The sequence below is a fragment of the Flavobacterium sp. MK4S-17 genome, assembly GCF_009848495.1.
Taxonomy (GTDB): domain Bacteria; phylum Bacteroidota; class Bacteroidia; order Flavobacteriales; family Flavobacteriaceae; genus Flavobacterium.
In genome coordinates this window covers 1-15,652 of sequence record NZ_WWEP01000025.1, presented here as the reverse complement: position 1 = coordinate 15,652, position 15,652 = coordinate 1, and the positions used below count along the sequence as shown (strand labels likewise).

The 15,652-nt window shown below is 39.5% G+C and carries 12 protein-coding genes; 9 read left to right on the top strand and 3 right to left on the bottom strand.

Annotation, left to right across the window (positions count from 1 at the left end; translation table 11 throughout):
• Position 1: 1 nt before the first annotated feature.
• The 3 genes from pgmB to GSF09_RS09355 all read right to left on the bottom strand — a co-directional run bounded on the left by pgmB (position 2) and on the right by GSF09_RS09355 (position 3,245).
• Complete coding sequence (gene pgmB, locus GSF09_RS09365) at positions 2 to 658, bottom strand: beta-phosphoglucomutase (protein ID WP_159800687.1); 657 nt, start codon at positions 656 to 658, stop codon at positions 2 to 4.
• A gap of 4 nt (positions 659 to 662) precedes the next feature.
• Positions 663 to 2,018: an MFS transporter gene (locus GSF09_RS09360; protein ID WP_159800686.1), complete on the bottom strand. Its 1,356-nt coding sequence runs from the start codon at positions 2,016 to 2,018 to the stop codon at positions 663 to 665.
• Positions 2,019 to 2,222: 204 nt separating this feature from the next.
• The gene (locus GSF09_RS09355) at positions 2,223 to 3,245 is read right to left on the bottom strand and encodes a LacI family DNA-binding transcriptional regulator (RefSeq protein ID WP_159800685.1); all 1,023 of its coding nucleotides are present in this window, start codon (positions 3,243 to 3,245) and stop codon (positions 2,223 to 2,225) included.
• Positions 3,246 to 3,472: 227 nt separating this feature from the next.
• Between GSF09_RS09355 and GSF09_RS09350 the strand changes: the two genes are divergently transcribed.
• The 9 genes from GSF09_RS09350 (at position 3,473) to tsf (ending at position 15,548) form a co-directional block, all read left to right on the top strand.
• A complete protein-coding gene (locus tag GSF09_RS09350; protein WP_159800684.1) occupies positions 3,473 to 6,421 on the top strand; it encodes a TonB-dependent receptor in 2,949 nt (982 codons plus the stop codon).
• Positions 6,422 to 6,431: 10 nt separating this feature from the next.
• The gene (locus GSF09_RS09345; RefSeq protein ID WP_159800683.1) at positions 6,432 to 8,030 is read left to right on the top strand and encodes a RagB/SusD family nutrient uptake outer membrane protein; all 1,599 of its coding nucleotides are present in this window, start codon (positions 6,432 to 6,434) and stop codon (positions 8,028 to 8,030) included.
• Between the two features lie 26 nt (positions 8,031 to 8,056).
• A complete protein-coding gene (locus GSF09_RS09340; protein ID WP_159800682.1) occupies positions 8,057 to 9,169 on the top strand; it encodes a SusE domain-containing protein in 1,113 nt (370 codons plus the stop codon).
• Positions 9,170 to 9,222: 53 nt separating this feature from the next.
• The gene (locus tag GSF09_RS09335; protein ID WP_159800681.1) at positions 9,223 to 12,039 is read left to right on the top strand and encodes an alpha-amylase family glycosyl hydrolase; all 2,817 of its coding nucleotides are present in this window, start codon (positions 9,223 to 9,225) and stop codon (positions 12,037 to 12,039) included.
• Between the two features lie 206 nt (positions 12,040 to 12,245).
• Positions 12,246 to 12,722 (top strand): hypothetical protein, encoded by a 477-nt coding sequence (locus GSF09_RS09330; RefSeq protein WP_159800680.1) that lies wholly within the window; start codon positions 12,246 to 12,248, stop codon positions 12,720 to 12,722.
• 125 nt (positions 12,723 to 12,847) lie between these two features.
• Entirely contained in the window at positions 12,848 to 13,303 is a 456-nt protein-coding gene (rplM, locus tag GSF09_RS09325) for a 50S ribosomal protein L13 (RefSeq protein ID WP_159800679.1), read from the top strand.
• A gap of 1 nt (position 13,304) precedes the next feature.
• Positions 13,305 to 13,691, top strand: a complete 387-nt coding sequence (gene rpsI / locus GSF09_RS09320) for a 30S ribosomal protein S9 (RefSeq protein WP_159800678.1) — start codon at positions 13,305 to 13,307, stop codon at positions 13,689 to 13,691.
• Between the two features lie 153 nt (positions 13,692 to 13,844).
• On the top strand, positions 13,845 to 14,621 hold the full coding sequence (gene rpsB, locus GSF09_RS09315) for a 30S ribosomal protein S2 (RefSeq protein ID WP_159800677.1): 777 nt from the start codon (positions 13,845 to 13,847) through the stop codon (positions 14,619 to 14,621).
• 102 nt (positions 14,622 to 14,723) lie between these two features.
• Positions 14,724 to 15,548 (top strand): translation elongation factor Ts, encoded by an 825-nt coding sequence (gene tsf, locus GSF09_RS09310; protein ID WP_159800676.1) that lies wholly within the window; start codon positions 14,724 to 14,726, stop codon positions 15,546 to 15,548.
• Positions 15,549 to 15,652: the final 104 nt, after the last annotated feature.

Sequence of the window (15,652 nt, the reverse complement as noted above, 5' to 3'; positions counted from 1 at the left end):
TTTAATTATTTACTAATGTTTGTAAAAATTCAGTATTTATTTCATTAAAGCCTGCAAAAATGTACTTTGCCTCGTTCAATATGGTTTTATCCCCTATCCCTATGCTTATCATTCCGGCAATGTTGGCTGCCTGTATGCCGGCAACAGAATCTTCAAAAACTATAGATTCTTCTGCGGGCTTGCCTAATAGTTGGGATGCCCTTAAAAAAACCTCAGGGTCGGGCTTGGCATTGGTTACATCATTGCCATCTACAATTGCATCAAAATAATGCAGTATATTTACTTTTTCCAGTATAGGCCTGGCATTTTTACTGGCCGAACCCAATGCTATCAGCTGATTGTTTTCTTTAAGAAAACTAAGTACAGGCTCTACTCCTTCCAGTATCTCATCTGCTGTCATGTGGTGGATGTAATTAAGGTAATCCTCATTTTTTTCCTGCAGCCACTTGTTTTTATCTTCCTGCGCTGCCTCAACTTTACCCAGCCCCAGGATAATATCAAGCGAACGGACACGGCTTACACCTTTTAGCAGTTCATTATGCTCATGCGTAAAGTTTATACCCAGCCCATCGGCTATTTTTTTCCATGCCAGGTAATGGTATTTTGCTGTATCTACTATAACCCCGTCAAGGTCGAATATAAATGCTTTTTGTTTCATTAAATTATGATATTCCGGGTTTTAATTTTGTATCGTCAACGTCTTTTACCTTAGCTACCAGCAAGGCAGCTATAATAAAGCTGGCTCCGCTTGTAATAATAGCATACATAGCGTTGCCATTATAAAGGTATTTTACAATTGGCCCACCGATTAAAGCGTTAACAATTTGCGGTATTACAATAAAAAAATTGAAAATACCCATGTAAACCCCCATTTTTCTTGGCGCAATAGATCCTGCAAGTATAGCATAGGGCATAGCGAGTATACTTGCCCATGCTATGCCTATACCAATCATGGGGAGTATTGCCCAATATTCATTGGGCATGTAATAAAGCGAGATGAGGCTTACACCGCCGATAATAAGCGATATGGCATGCGTTTTCTTCCTGCCGATTTTAGCCGCTATTACAGGAAGGAAAAAGGCAAAAATGGCCGATACAAAATTATACACACCAAATAATACCCCTACCCAGTCACCTGCATTTTGGTAAGCCTGGCTTTTAGTATCGGTTATGGGCAAGCCATAAATATGGTGGGCAAGCGCCGGGGTTGTAAACACCCACATGCCAAAAAGCCCGAACCAGGAAAAAAACTGTACCCAGCTTAGCTGCTTCATAGTCTCAGGCATTTTCCTGAAATCGGTAAAAATATCTGTAAGCTTAGCTTTAACGGGCACTAGCCCTGCGCCACCCCCCTCTTCGAAAGAAGCCAGTTCTTGTGGAGAGTATTCCTTAGTAGTAAAAATGGTTACCAGTATTGTTATAACCAGTATGGCTGCACCTACTATAAATGACCATATAAGATTTTGCGGTACACTACCATTGGGGGCGGTATTAGGTATATCAAACCAATTGGTTAAAACATAAGGCAGCCATGAGCCCACTACTGCACCAAAACCGATTAATGCAGTCTGTACGCTGAAACCAAGGGTACGCTGGTCGGTATGCAGGTTATCTGCCACAAGTGCACGAAAAGGCTCCATGGCAATATTAAAGGAGGCATCCATAATCATCAGCATTCCTGCCCCTACCCATAGTGCTGGCATAAATGCAATAAATATATCAGCCTGCGGCATTAATATCAAACCTACCGAAGCGAGCAAAGCACCTACTAAAAAGAAAGGTTTCCTCCTGCCGAACCGGCCCCATGTATTATCACTGTAATGGCCAATAATAGGCTGGACTATAAGGCCCATTAAAGGGGCAATTATCCAAAACCATGACAGTTCATGTACATCGGCACCAAAAATCTGGAGTATGCGGCTTGCGTTGGCATTTTGCAGTGCAAAACCCATTTGTATCCCCAGGAAACCAAAACTCATGTTCCAGATTTCCCAGAAACCTAATCTACGCTTTTCCATTATCGTATTTTAATGTTCATATTACGATAAGCGCGTTTACTGCTTATCAAAAACTTATTGTGCGAAGTGAAGTTATAAGCTTTGATAATCAGGACAAATATAAATGGTTTTTCAATCGGTTGTTTACCTCAAAGCAAAAAAAATCCGGCACTGAAGCCGAATTTTAAATTTACAAAAAACTGTAAATCAATATATTAAACCCAACTACAACGTTGCCGTAGATTCTCTCTCTACAAGGTTTGTTTCAATTACTTCGGTTTTGTACTGCTCGTTTTCTTCTTCCATTTCCAGCCTTTCTATAAGCATTTTAGCAGCACGGCCGCCCATTTTTATACCATTTTGGCTAACCGTAGTTATAGTAGGGGTTGAAAATTGCGATATAATTCCATCTGTAAATCCAATAACCGAAATATCATCAGGAACCTTAAGCCCCATTTTATTTGCCAATTTGATAGTGGTTACTGCAAAAAGCTCATTTACAGCAAAAATAGCCTGTGGCTTTTTTTCCTGCAGCAGCCTTTCAATTTTAGAAGCGCAGTTGTCTATATCTTCTATCTTTACAATCATATCTTCCCTCACCTCCATATCATGGCCCTGTAAAGCGTCAATATAACCGTCTGTTCGCAGTTTGCCTACGCTAACATAATCAACAGTAGTAACAAGTCCTATATTTTTAAATCCTTTTTTTATTAAAAATTCCACAGCATCATAAGCTGCAAGGCGGTCGTCAATAATAACCTTATCACAAAGAACATCATTTGTAATCCTGTCAAACATTACTACAGGCATCCCCTGGTTTATTACCTCAACTATATGGTGGAAGTCTTTCTTGAGTTGTGTTTCTTTGGATAATGACATTACAAAACCATCAATACTGCCATTGGCAAGCATTTCCATATTAATCACCTCCTTATCAAAAGATTCGTTGGAAAGGCACACAATAACATTATATCCGTTTTCATTGGCTACCTGCTCTATACCACTGATTACGGTGGCAAAAAAATGGTGCACAATTTCAGGAATAATAATCCCTATAGTTTTGGTTTTTTTGTTTTTAAGGCTTAACGCTATGTTGTTGGGCTTATAGTTATACAGTTTGGCAAAAGCCTGCACTTTAAGGCGGGTATCTTCACTTATTTCGGGGCTGTTGCGCAATGATTTTGAAACTGTAGAAATGGATACGTCTAATTCCTTTGCAATTTGTTTAAGGGTTATTTTTCTCTTCATCGAAAAAAAAGTAAATTATTATTTTACAAATAAAGGTATATTAATTTTTTATTACCCGCAATTATCTTACAGAATATGTGGCAAATACAGAAAGTTTTCAACACGCAAACGTTTTCGGCAGGTGTTTGAGCGCGAAAACGTTTTTTGTAATTAAAATTTACATAGTTTTAACATTCGAAGTGAATTTATAAGCAAAAACTAAAGCAAAATTAACCTAAACAACTTGTATGAAAACAATGTATCAAAAGTTATTACTTTTATTACTGATGTTGCCCTTTAGTGCATTGGCACAAAGCACTTTGCAGGGTACCGTTCGTGATAATACCACCGGGCAGCCTATTCCCGGTGTTAATGTAATTGTAGAGGGCACAACAAATGGCACTTCGACTGACATGGATGGTAATTTTACCCTAACCAATGTTAACACGGGAGACAGGATTGTGTTCAGTTTTATCGGCTTTGCCGAACAGGCTATAACCTACAATGGCCAGAACAATATTAATGTAACCTTAACGGAAGACGCTACCCAGCTTGAAGAAGTTGTGGTTATAGGTTACGGTTCGGTTAAAAAGAAGGATGCTACAGGTTCGGTAACTACCGTAACATCTGAAAACTTTAATAAGGGAACAATGGTAACAGCCGAAAACCTTATTAACGGACGTGTTGCCGGTGTTACCATCAATACCAGCGGTGCCCCTGGTTCAGGTTCTCAGATAAGGATAAGGGGAGGCTCATCATTAAATGCCTCTAACGACCCACTTATAGTAATAGATGGTTTGCCTGTTACTAATGATACCAATATAGGTTCTACTTCCCCACTTGCAGCAATTAACCCTAACGACATAGAAAGTTTTACCGTGCTTAAAGATGCATCGGCTACTGCAATTTATGGTTCAAGGGCTGCCAATGGTGTAATTATCATTACTACCAAAAGAGGCGGTAAAGAGCTTAAGGTAAATTATAACTTTAACTATGGTTCAGGAAGGCATACAAAAACAATTGATGTTTTTGGAGCTGATGAATTCAGGGAGCAGATTATGGCGGGTATTGCCGCAGGCAGGCTAAATACTACTGATGCTGCCCTTTTAGGTGATGCCAATACTAACTGGCAGGATGAAATTTACAGAAGGACTGACTTTATAGACAATAACCTGTCATTAACAGGTAACCTGTTTAAAGTTGTTCCTGCACGTTTATCTATAGGTAATACCTATCAGGAAGGTTTAAGGCTAACCAATAAATTTATAAGGAACAGTGCGTCATTAAGCTTAAATCCTTCCTTTTTTAATGACCATTTAAAATTCAGGGTTAATGCCAATTTTGCTAATGAAAGGAACAGGTTTGCAGACGGTGTTGAAGGGGCTGCCTTCCGTTTTGACCCTACACAACCGGTATATGATGCAGATTCTCCTTATGGTGGATTTTTTGAATACTATAACCCTGCCGATGCAAATAACGCACTTACTTTAGGCACACGTAACCCCGTAGCGCAACTGTTACAAACACATGATAACGGTAAAAACAACCGTATATTTGGTAACGTTGAAACGGAATACCGTTTTCATTTTATGCCGGAGCTTAAAGTTGTGCTTAACTTAGGCTTTGACGAATCTAAAGGTGAAAGGACACGTTATGTTCCTACAAATGCTGCTTCTGCACCATCTAATAACAGCATACCATTCGGTACAAATGAATACAGCGAAAGGACATTAAGGAACAAACTAATGGATGTTTACCTTAATTATAATGAAACTTTTGGCAAGCTTAATATAGATGCTACAGCAGGTTACTCTTACCAGAAATTTGAGCAGACAAGCTTTTATACCGGTAATATAAATGACCCTAACCTTGCCGACAACTTCCCTGAAACAGATATTGCTACTGATAATGTACTGATAGGCTTTTTCGGAAGGGCTAACCTGTCATTTAATGACAAGTACCTGTTAACATTATCATACAGGAGGGATGGTTCTTCCCGCTTTAGCGAAGATAACCGTTGGGGTAACTTCCCTGCAGCAGCTTTTGCCTGGAAAATGAATCAGGATTTCTTTGCGGAATCTAACACCATAAGCGACCTTAAATTACGTTTAGGTTATGGTATAACAGGCCAGCAGAACTTTTCAGCGCCAAACTTCTTCCTGCAGCAATACCAAATTGGTAATGGTAACAGCCAGTATGTGTTTGGAGACTCACAATACCCTATTGCAGTATCGGGCGCATACAACCCAATGTTAAAATGGGAAGAAACTACAACTTATAACGTAGGTATTGATTATGGTTTCTTTAATAACAGGATTACAGGTGCTGTAGATTTATTTTACAAAGACAGTAAAGACCTTTTACAGGAGGCTCCGTTCCCTGACGGTTCCAACTTTTCTAACAGGGGCTGGATGAATATTGGCAGCTTTACAACCAAAGGTGTTGAATTTAGCATAATTGCCGATGTAATAAAAACACAGGACTTTAACTGGAATGTAAACTTTAACGTAACCAAGTTTGAAAGAAGGATTGAAGAACTTGCTTTTGGACAGGATATACTTTTAGGTGGTACAGGTGCAGGTACAGGTGGTACAGCACAAATATACCGCGAAGGCTTCACACCGTGGTCTTTCTACCTTTACAAACAGCTTTATGACAATAGCGGAAACCCAATTGAAGGCGCTTATGCCGACCTGAACCGCGATGGTATAATAAACGAGCAGGACAGGTATATATACAAAAATCCTGACCCGGATGCCACGTTTGGTTTTGCATCGAGCATGAACTACAAAAACTTTGATTTTTCATTCAATTTGAGAGCAAGTGTAGGAAACAGGATTTACAATGCTGTAAATGCAGGTAATGCACAATACAACTTCCTTAAAACAGATGCCGCCTTAACAAATATCCCAAGAAATGTTTTATCTACAAACTTTACAAATACACCGGATGTGGTACTTTCTGATGTTTATGTAGAAAATGCTTCATTCCTTAGGATGGATAATATTACACTTGGGTACACATTTAAAAACTGGCTTAATGACAAAGCATCTGTAAGGCTGTTTACAGGTGTACAAAATGCATTTGTTATTACTGAATATTCGGGTATAGATCCTGAAATTACAAATGACGGACGTGACCAGACTATATACCCAAGGCAGAGGACTTTCCTTTTTGGGGCTAACGTAAACTTTTAATTAAATGACTATGAAAAAAATAAAATTAAGTTTATTGTATCTTATGGGGATAGCGTTTGTATTCAATTCATGTACAAGCGAACTGGACGTGACCCCGGAAGATGACGATATTTTTAGGGCTGATGACTTTTACAAACAGCCCGGAGCATACAAACAGGCTTTGGCCGGTGTTTATGGCAACCTTGCATTAACCGGCACAGGTGGTCCAGGCACTTCTTTCCTTCAGGGGGTTGATGCTGGTACAAGCCAGTACGGCAGATGCCTGCTTTATCTTCAGGATCTTACTACTGATGAAATGGTATGGAGTTATGAAAATGACCCCGGCACAAGGGAACTGCAAAGAAATATCTGGTCATCTGAAAACCCTATTTTATTAGGTATGTTTAGCCGTACTATGGTACAGGTAGCTTTAGCTAATGAATATTTAAGGCAGTCTACTCCATCAAAATTAAGCAGCAGGAATATTAGTTCTGATGAAGCGGCTGAAATTGAAGTGTATCGTAACGAGGTAAGGGTATTAAGGGCTATGGCCTATTATAACATGATAGATTTGTTTGGCAAAGCTCCTTTTATTACAGAAAATGACCCTGTAAACTTTGCTGGCCCTGAATATAACCGCGCACAATTATTTGAATTTGTAGAAGACGAACTTAATGCTGTATTACCGGGATTAAAACCTGCAACAACAAATGAATATGGAAGGGTTGACCAGGGTGTGGCCAACATGCTGCTTGCCAAGCTTTACCTTAATGCCGAAGTTTATATCGGCGAAAACATGTACACACAATGTGCTGAAAAATGCCAGGAAATCATCAGTTCGGGATATACATTAAATCCTAACTATCTTGACAACTTTAAAGCAGACAACCATACATCTCCTGAAATGATATTTACACTTCAGTCAGACGGTACCTATACACAAAATTATGGGCCAACCACTGTAATGGTAAATGGGCAGGTAGGTTCGCTTGAGGTAAACGGAGAGTCGTTTGGTGTAAGTGCTGCAGCATGGAGTGGTGCAATACGCCTAAGGAAACAATTCTCTGAAAAATTCTCAGGTTCAGACTTTGTGAATGATGACAGGAATACCATTATAATTGGAGAGAGGCCTATTGATATTACAAGTATAGGTAATAAAGACCAGGGGTATATTTTAGGTAAATATTCTAACATATCAACCACAGGTGTAGTTGGCCAGAACTCAACATTTGTAAATACTGATTTCCCATTATTCCGTTTAGCTGATGTTTATCTTATGTATGCAGAATGTGCCTTAAGAGGTGCCGGCGGAACAAGCATGGATACCGCACTTGGCTATGTTAATGATTTAAGGGAAAGGGCCAACAGCGGTTCTGCAGCAGCAAATATTGTAATGGGCGAATTAACCCTTGACTTTTTGATTGATGAAAGAGCGAGGGAATTACATTGGGAAGCACACAGGAGGCAAGACCTTATCCGCTTTAATAAATATACAGGCGGCAGCTACAACTGGGCATGGAAAGGAAATGCAGTTAACGGTATCTCATTGCCAAACTACATGAAAGTATTCCCAATACCGGTTGCTTCAAGGGCAGCTAACCCAAATTTAACTCAAAACACTGGTTATTAAAAGTTTAATGTAATACTACAAACAAAATGAAAAATATATTTAAAGCTTTAACGGCAATTGCGCTTTTTGCAGGATTTACCTCTTGTGAAGACGAACAGGATTTAAAATACCTTAATCCCCCGGCTGCTACATTCAGCATCCTTTCACCAGAGTCTGGTTCATCAGTAATACTTGATCCCCTAACACCTAACAACCCTGCACTTGTACTAACATGGGAAGATGTGGATTACGGGTCTCCAACTGAAGTTACTTACACAGTTCAGATAGCTGCTCCGGATACCGAATTTGCAGAACCAATTGAACTGGCAAGTACTACTAATACTTATGTTACTATTAACTCCCAGGCATTAAACGGTGCGGCTGTAGCTGCCGGTTTAGAACCTTTTACAGAAGGTGCTGTTGAAGTGAGAATTAAATCTAACGTAGGTACTACAGGTGCTGAGCCAAGTTTTTCTAACAGTATAGTATATCTTGTTACCCCATATGTAACTTACCCTTACAAAGACCTTTATTTAATAGGTGAAGCAACTGAGTTTGGATGGGATAATACCGGTAATGAAAACCATCATGCAATGTTCAGGGATCCTGCAAATGAAAATGTTTACTATTATACAGGTTATTTTGCAGCAGGAGAATTTAAGTTGATTGAGAAAAAAGGAAACTGGCAGCCACAATGGGGTGTTAACGGCGGATCATTAGCAGTTAATGACGGAACAGGATCAGATCCTGGGCCATTTATAGTTGCAACTGCAGGTTATTATACCTTGATGGTAAATACTGCTGATATGGCTTATACTTTTGAATCTTTTAATGAAGCCGGATCATCTACATATACAACTATTGCTATAATAGGTACTGCTACGCCTAACGATTGGAATGACCCTGATACTGATATGGTACAGTCAGCATTTGATCCTCATATCTGGTATCTTGAAAGTCAATTCCTTAAAGCCGGTGATAGTAAACTAAAGTTCAGGGCTAATGATAGCTGGACCGTTAACTGGGGTGGAGACACTTCTTATTCAGGATTAGGTGCTATTAATGGTGGTGATATTCCAATAGGAATAACTATACCCGGAAATTATGAAATTTGGTTTAACGACCTTACAGGACGTTACATATACATACCTGTAGAATAGTATAGTTTAAAAAATAAGCGGGCTGATTCAGCCCGCTTTCTCAATTTATACCTATGAAAAAAATTACGCTATTTATATTTTTATTAATTGGCTTTGATGGCTTTTCACAAATTACCACAAGCCCGTCTCCAGCATTGGCTGAAGGCCCCGTTACACTGACCTTTAATAAAACAGGAACCGGGCTGGCCAGTTATACCGGAACAATATATGCGCATATCGGCGTTACTGTTGATGGTACGCAATGGTCATTTGTAAAAGGATCATGGGGTAATAATATAACCCAGCCACCTCTTACATCAATTGGCAGCAACAGTTACACACTACAGCTTTCTCCCAATCTTTATACTTATTTTGGAGTTCCTACTACAAGTACCATTTCACAGATATGTGTGGTATTTAGGGCTGCATCGGGCAGTCCGCAAACTCAGGATTATTTTATAAACGTAGGCGCATTCCAGGTAAACCTTACAGCACCTGCAGAAGGCAGCACTACCATTTTAAATTCCGGAGCAAACTTAAACATAACGGCAAATAATACAGGCGGTAATGCAAAATATGAATTATTTGCCAACAATACCCTTATTAATACCAATAACAGCACATCTAATTATTCTTTTAATCATACCAACATAACACAAAACCAAAATTACCGTCTGGTAGTAACAAATGGCGGCGATGTAAAAACAAAAAACTTTACGGCTATTGTAAATCCGGTAACTGTAACCGAACCAATGCCTGCAGGAGCACGTGATGGTATTACCTACCATGATGCAACCTCGGCAACACTGGTTTTAAATGCGCCTGGAAAAGACTTTGTTTATGTTGCCGGAAGTTTTGATAATAATAACTGGCAGCCGGGCAATGCCCATGCCATGAAAAAAGATGGCACAACAGGAAAATTCTGGCTTACGCTTACAGGTTTAAACCCCGGCCAGGTATATACATACCAGTATTGGGTGGTTGACCAGACTCCTGTTGCCAACTCCCCTGCCCTTGTAAAAACGGCAGACCCGTTCTCTACATTGGTTTTATCCCCTTATGATGACCCGTATATAACCACATATCCTAACATGCTGCAATATCCTGAAGGTCAAAATTTTGAAGTATCAGTATTGCAAACCAATCAACAGCCTTACAACTGGCAGGTTACTGATTTTGAAAGGCCCGCAAAAGAAGACCTGATAATTTATGAGTTGTTGATACGTGATTTCGATTCCAATAAAACCTGGCAAGGGCTTATAGACCGCATTGATTATTTTAAAAATTTAAATGTTAATGCAATAGAGCTTATGCCTGTTATGGAGTTTGAAGGGAATATTTCATGGGGTTACAATACGGCCTTTCACATGGCTATTGATAAATCCTACGGTAATGCAAACTCTATGAAGCAATTTATAGACCTTTGCCACCAAAACGGTATAGCCGTTATATTAGACCTGGCTATTAACCATGTTTATGGCCGTTCTCCACTGGCAAGAATGTGGGTTAACGACCCTGACGGCGACGGCTTTGGAAGTACAACTGCCGAAAACCCTTACTGCAACGTAACGCCTGCACACTCCTATAATGTAGGAACCGACCTTAACCACCAGTCGCCTTTAACACAGTATTATACTGAAAGGACAATGGAATACTGGATGACAGAATTTAATATTGACGGTTTCCGATGGGATTTAACAAAAGGATTTACACAAAACTGTACCAATAATGAAACCTGTACAAATAATTACCAGGCTGACAGGGTAGCTATATTAAAACAGTATGCCGATTACCAATGGGCTATAGATCCTGATTTTTATGTGATATTTGAACATTTAGGTGTAGGCTCAGGAGCTAACAGTTCGGCAGCTGAGGAAACCGAATGGGCCAACTACCGTGTAAATGAAGGTAAGGGTATTATGTTTTGGGGTAAACTCAACTCGGAATACAACCAGTTAACAATGGGCTATTCCTCCGGCAGCAATTTTGGCAGCATGAATTATGAAACCAGGGGCTTTCAGCAGCCAAGGCTTGTAGGTTATGCCGAAAGCCATGACGAAGAAAGGCTTATGTATAAAAACCTTTTATATGGTAATAATGTTTCAGGATATAATATTACAAGCCTGCCTGTTGCCCTTAAAAGGATGGAAGCTCTGGGTGCAGTAGTGTTTACCATTCCCGGCCCTAAAATGTTTTGGCAGTTTGGCGAACTGGGATTTGATTTTGGCATCAACCGCTGCGAAAACAACACCTATAATAATGACTGCCGCACAAGCCCTAAGCCAATACCTTTTGAATTGGGTTATGACACAAATCCGGATCGTATGAGCGTTTATGATGCCTGGTCAAAAATTATTGATTTAAGGGTAAATAATGAGGTATTCCATACTACTACATTTACAATCAGCTCAGGAAACTTGCTGCCACGCATTGATATATGGAATACCAGCCTGCCTGCTACACAATTAAACAGTGTAATAGTACTGGCCAACTTTACCACAGCACCCCAAAATGTAAATACATTTTTCCCAACAGCAGGAACGTGGTATAACCTTATGGATAATTCAGCCATAAGCGGCTCTACCAGCACAGTTAGCCTGCAACCGGGCGAATTCAGGATATTTGGTAACCAGCAGGCTTCATTAGGCAGCCAAAACTTTGTAGAAAGTAAGGCTTCGCTTTACCCGAACCCTGCCGCTACAGAGTTTGCAGTATCAATACCTGTTTCAAAAGTGGAAATGTACAACATTGCAGGCCAATTGGTAAAATCTTTTGGTGCTGCCCAGGCAGGACAGTTTTACAATGTGGCCAGCCTAAGTGAAGGCTTATACCTTGTAAAGATTACAGATACTGATAACAGGCAAAGTACTGTTAAGTTTATAAAAAAATAGTTGAGTTAGTTTTATAAGTTAAGTTCAGGAGCCTTCTAAGGGAGGCTCCTTTTAAAAGTCTTTCAAAGACAATTTTAGATTACATATTTCAGGTTAGTTGCAAAGGCTCTCTTTTATAAGGGAGCCTTTGTTATTTATATCTTAAAATTATGGTTCAAATACAGCCCAGGCTTTATATTTGAGTGTTTAACCGGAAATGATATTTAATGAAAAAGATAACTTTTATAATTATTGCTGCCTTAACACTCGTTATGTGTAAAAGCGCAAAAACCGCAAATGCCGTATCTGAAAAAAAGCCCGATGTACAATACAGGGATGATTTCAGGGCCGCACCTGAAGCCGAAAAAGATGCACTACTAAATAAGCTAAATGCAAACAGTGGTAATTATTCGGTACTTATATTTACACAAAACTTTAAAGGTGAAAAAGTAAAAGTAACTAATTCCAAAGGAAAGAGGCTGTATAATCAAAATGTAATTTCAAACCTGAAAACCGGTATAGCAGGACAAATACGTATTGATAACCGCTATGACACCTACATTCATGATAATTTTACAGGAAACGAAACAACTGTTGAAGCCGAAGAAGCAAAAAAATATAAATTTATATATTTAATGAAAAATCCGGGTGGCAAAAACCCGTTCACTATTACCTACAGCAACACGCTGCGCCCCCTGGAATAAATTAATTTATCATGTAAACTACTGTGGTAAAGAATAATTTATCATCACATTTGAATTTCTCATAAATAATTGTACTTTTGCACTCCCTTTATTGGGGATGGAATGTTTAATTAAAATTATTTATTGTGAACACATTAAGCTACAAGACAGTTTCAGCCAACAAGGCTACTGCTCAGAAAGAGTGGATAGTTGTTGATGCTGAAGGTCATAATTTGGGACGCTTTGCCTCAAAAGTTGCGATGCTTTTAAGAGGTAAGTACAAACCAAATTATACACCGCACGTGGACTGTGGAGATAACGTAATTGTTATCAATGCAGAAAAAATCAACCTTACAGGTAACAAGCTGGATGATAAAACTTACATCCGCCACACAGGTTACCCAGGAGGACAAAGGACTTTAACCGCTAAAGCAGTACAGGCAAAAAACCCTGCTATATTGGTGGAAAAAGCTGTAAAAGGAATGCTGCCTAAAAACAAACTTGGTGCAGAATTATTCCGCAATTTAAATGTATATGTAGGTACTGACCACAAACACGAGGCTCAGAAACCTAAAACCGTTAACCTAAACGACCTAAAGTAAGATGGCGACTATTCACAAAATTGGCAGGAGAAAAACTGCTGTTGCCCGTGTTTACCTGACAGAAGGTTCAGGAAAAATCACGGTTAACAAAAAAGAATTAGAAACCTACTTCCCTACAGCTACTTTACAGTACAAAGTTAGGCAACCGCTTGCTATGACTAACAGCGTTGAAAACTTTGACATTAAAGTAAATGTATACGGAGGTGGTATAACAGGACAGGCTGAAGCTGTACGTATGGCTATTGCCCGCGCAATGTGCGAGGTTGATGCTGAAAACAGGGGAATCCTTAAACCTGAAGGATTATTAACAAGGGATCCTCGTATGGTAGAGCGTAAAAAATTCGGCCAGAAGAAAGCCCGTAAGAGATTCCAGTTCTCTAAACGTTAATATCCGTTCATTTTTTATTATTGAATTTAAAAAACTCAGTTGTTGTTGCCCCGTTGAGGCGGGGGTTAGTTTAGCATCTAAATGGGCGGGGCCTTATAAATTTTTAAGCCACCTGTGCATTGCTTACTCAACAGAACGTAAACTATTACAAAAATGGCAAATAAAGTAGATGTAAAAGAATTACTGGAAGCAGGTGTTCACTTTGGGCACATGACCAGGAAATGGGATCCTAATATGGCCCCTTATATATACATGGAGCGTAATGGCATACACATTATTAACCTGTATAAAACTGCAGCTAAAATAGAAGAGGCTAACGAAGCCCTTAAAAAAATTGCTGCTTCAGGCAGAAAAGTTTTGTTTGTTGCTACTAAAAAGCAGGCAAAAGACATTGTTGCTGAAAAAGCTGCTGCTGCAAACATGCCGTACATTACCGAAAGGTGGCCGGGCGGTATGCTTACAAATTTTGTTACTATCCGTAAGGCTATTAAAAAAATGGCTTCGATAGACAAAATGAAAAAAGACGGTACATTTAACACGCTATCTAAAAAAGAGCGCCTACAGGTTGACCGCCTTCGTGCAAAGCTTGAAAAAAACCTTGGCTCTATTGCTGACATGACCAGGCTTCCTGCCGCTCTGTTTGTAGTAGATATCAAGGCTGAACACATCGCAGTAAAAGAAGCTCAAAAATTAAACATTCCGGTTTTCGCAATGGTAGATACCAACTCTGACCCTCGTCAGGTTGATTATGTTATCCCTGCAAATGATGATGCTTCTAAATCTATAGACAAAATTTTATCCTTAGTAACGGGTGCTATTACCGAAGGCCTTTCTGACAGGAAATCTGACAAGGAAGACCAACAGGAGCAACCGGCTGCTGAAACAGCTGCTGCAAAAACAGAAGCTGCCAACGCTGCTACTGAAGAATAAGATAACATTACAGTAAAGTCGTTGTGCTGATATATGCTTACTTTTGTAGCCATTATCAACATAACGGCTTTAATTTATTTAACTTTATAAATATCAAATAAAATGGCAAATATTACTGCTGCAGACGTAAATAAACTAAGACAGGTTACAGGTGCCGGTATGATGGACTGTAAAAAAGCGCTTGTAGAAGCTGAAGGTGATTTTGACAAAGCTATTGAAATCCTTCGCAAAAAAGGACAAAAAGTAGCTGCTAACAGGGCTGACAGGGATTCTGCCGAAGGTGCTGTTATCGCTGCTGTTAATGCCGACAAAACTTCAGGCGTTATTATTTCGCTTAACTGTGAAACTGATTTTGTTGCCAAAAACGAATCATTTGTAAAACTGGCTACAGATCTTGCTACGCTTGCACTTAATTATGAAACTAAAGATGATTTCCTTGCCGCAAGCTTTAACGGCCTTACAGTAGCTGACAAGCTTACTGAGCAAACAGGTGTTATTGGCGAGAAAATTGAAATAGGTTCTTATGAAAAACTTGATGGCCCATTTGTGGGTGCATATATACACGCAGGTAACAGGATTGCTACACTTGTAAGCCTTTCTGCAAACGTTGACGGTGCTGAAGAAGCCGCTAAAAACGTTGCTATGCAGGCTGCTGCCATGGCTCCACTTGCCCTTAACGAGGAAGGTGTTGACTCTGCTGTTGTAGAAAAAGAAATTGAAATAGCTAAAGACCAGCTTCGCCAGGAAGGAAAACCTGAAGCTATGCTTGATAATATTGCCAAAGGTAAATTGGGCCGTTTCTTTAAAGATAACACCCTTGTTAACCAGGATTATATTAAGGACAGCAAACTTAGCGTAAGCGAGTACGTTAAGAGTGTTGACTCTAACCTTACCGTAACAGGTTTCAGGAGGGTTGCATTAGCTTAATTAGCTGCCTTTATTAAATTAAAAAAAGCCCCGGTTTTCGGGGCTTTTATTTTATAGTAATATTACCTTAAACAAAAAAACCGCCACTGCAATTGCAGTGGCGG

Excerpts from the sequence above, each read along its gene's own strand:
- pgmB (WP_159800687.1), bottom strand. The coding sequence starts at position 658 with ATGAAACAAAAAGCATTTATATTCGACCTTGACGGGGTTATAGTAGAT.
- GSF09_RS09360 (WP_159800686.1), bottom strand. The coding sequence starts at position 2,018 with ATGGAAAAGCGTAGATTAGGTTTCTGGGAAATCTGGAACATGAGTTTT.
- GSF09_RS09355 (WP_159800685.1), bottom strand. The coding sequence starts at position 3,245 with ATGAAGAGAAAAATAACCCTTAAACAAATTGCAAAGGAATTAGACGTA.
- GSF09_RS09350 (WP_159800684.1), top strand. The coding sequence starts at position 3,473 with ATGAAAACAATGTATCAAAAGTTATTACTTTTATTACTGATGTTGCCC.
- GSF09_RS09345 (WP_159800683.1), top strand. The coding sequence starts at position 6,432 with ATGAAAAAAATAAAATTAAGTTTATTGTATCTTATGGGGATAGCGTTT.
- GSF09_RS09340 (WP_159800682.1), top strand. The coding sequence starts at position 8,057 with ATGAAAAATATATTTAAAGCTTTAACGGCAATTGCGCTTTTTGCAGGA.
- GSF09_RS09335 (WP_159800681.1), top strand. The coding sequence starts at position 9,223 with ATGAAAAAAATTACGCTATTTATATTTTTATTAATTGGCTTTGATGGC.
- GSF09_RS09330 (WP_159800680.1), top strand. The coding sequence starts at position 12,246 with ATGAAAAAGATAACTTTTATAATTATTGCTGCCTTAACACTCGTTATG.
- rpsI (WP_159800678.1), top strand. The coding sequence starts at position 13,305 with ATGGCGACTATTCACAAAATTGGCAGGAGAAAAACTGCTGTTGCCCGT.
- rpsB (WP_159800677.1), top strand. The coding sequence starts at position 13,845 with ATGGCAAATAAAGTAGATGTAAAAGAATTACTGGAAGCAGGTGTTCAC.
- tsf (WP_159800676.1), top strand. The coding sequence starts at position 14,724 with ATGGCAAATATTACTGCTGCAGACGTAAATAAACTAAGACAGGTTACA.